The organism is Isoptericola sp. NPDC057391 (assembly GCF_042668085.1).
GTDB lineage: Bacteria > Actinomycetota > Actinomycetes > Actinomycetales > Cellulomonadaceae > Isoptericola.
Genome location: NZ_JBHVBO010000322.1, coordinates 1 through 1,831 on the forward strand (window position 1 = coordinate 1; position 1,831 = coordinate 1,831).

A 1,831-nucleotide genomic window follows, 5' to 3' on the forward strand; every position below is an offset into this window, starting at 1 on the left:
TGTCCGCGCGCGAGATCGCGGAGCTGCTGGGGCGGCCGTCGCCCACGGACGAGCAGGTGGCCGTCATCGAGGCGCCGCTGGAGCCCGTGCTCGTCGTCGCGGGCGCGGGGTCGGGCAAGACGGAGACGATGGCGGCCCGCGTGGTGTGGCTCATCGCCAACGACCTGGTCGCCCCGGAGGAGGTGCTCGGGCTGACCTTCACCCGCAAGGCGGCGGCCGAGCTCACCCAGCGGGTGCAGTCCCGCCTCGCGCAGCTCGCCCGGGCGCAGGGGCGCGCGACGTCGGGCCTGGACCTGCTCGCGCGCCCGACGGTCGCGACCTACAACGCGTACGCGGCGTCGCTCGTCGCCGACCACGGGCTGCGGCTGGGCATCGAGCCGGGCTCGCGCCTGCTGGGGGAGGCGAACCAGTGGCAGCTCGCGGCGCAGGTCGTGGAGTCGTGGGCCGACGACCTCGGCACCGACCGCGCGGTGAGCACCGTCGTCGGGGCGGTCCTCGCGCTCTCGGGCGAGCTCGGCGAGCACCTGGTGCCCGTGGACGACGCGCGGGACGCGCTGACCGACGTGGTCGCCCGCCTGGACGCGCTGCCGCTCGGCCCGCGGCAGAAGAAGCGGACCAAGGAGATCCAGGGGCTGATCGACTCGGTGGCGGAGCGCACCCGGCTGCTCGACCTCGTCGCGGAGTACCGCCGCCGCAAGCGCGTCGCGGACTCGCTGGACTTCGGCGACCAGATCGCCTTCGCGGCCGAGCTCGCCCGGTCGGTGCCGGCGGTGGGGGCGACCGAGCGCTCCCGCTTCCCGGTGGTGCTGCTCGACGAGTACCAGGACACGTCGTACGCGCAGGTCGAGCTGCTCGCCGGGCTCTTCGGCGGCGGGCACGCCGTGACCGCGGTGGGCGACCCCCACCAGTCGATCTACGGCTGGCGCGGCGCCTCGGCGTCGGGCCTGGCCCGCTTCGGCGAGCGGTTCCGGACGCGTGCCGGCGCGCCGGCCACCGTGCGGTACCTGAGCACGTCGTGGCGCAACGACGCGGCCGTGCTCGCGGCCGCGAACGTCGCCGCGGCGCCCCTGCGGGAGCGCACCCGGCAGACCGGCACGGGCGTGGACGTGCCGCCGCTGGACCTGCGCCCCGGCGCGGGCACCGGCGTGGTGCGCGCGCACGTCGCCGCGACCAGCGAGGAGGAGGCGGAGGCGGCCGCCGAGTTCGTCGCGGCCCGTTGGCGCCGCGCGACCCGCCGGGACGGCTCCGACCGTGTGACGGCCGCGGTCCTGTGCCGGGCACGGTCGCAGTTCGCGGCGGTCGAGGTGGCGCTGCGGCGCCGCGGGCTGCCGGTGGAGGTCGTGGGGCTGGGCGGGCTGCTGTCCACGCCGGAGGTGGTGGACGTCGTCGCGCTCCTCGAGGCCGTGCACGACCCGTCGCGCGGCGACTCGCTGCTGCGGCTGCTCACCGGCCCGCGGGTCAACCTCGGCGCCTCCGACCTGCACGCCCTCGGCTCGTGGGCGTCCGACCTGGCCCGGGCCGACGGCGCCCGTCCCGGCGACCACCATGCCGCACGGGACGAGGCGCCCGAGGAGGACGACGGCGACGCCCCCGTCGTCGTCGAGGGCGACGTCGTGGACCACCGCTCGATCGTCGACGCGCTCGACGACCTGCCCGCCCCGGGGCGCCCGGCGCGGGACGGCCGTGTCCTGTCCGCCGCGGGACACGGCCGGCTGTCGGCCCTGGCCCGGCTGCTGCGCGAGCTGCGGGGCCTCACCTACCTCTCGCTGCCGGAGCTGGTGGTGGCGGCCGAGCGCGCGCTCGGCCTCGACGTCGAGGTCGCCACGGCGCC

General features: G+C 77.6%; 1 protein-coding gene. It reads left to right on the forward strand.

Features of this window, described 5'->3' with window-relative positions; genetic code table 11:
* A partial coding sequence (locus tag ACFUVW_RS20705) for an ATP-dependent helicase (protein ID WP_430573175.1) occupies positions 1 to 1,831 on the forward strand: 1,831 nt, incomplete at both ends.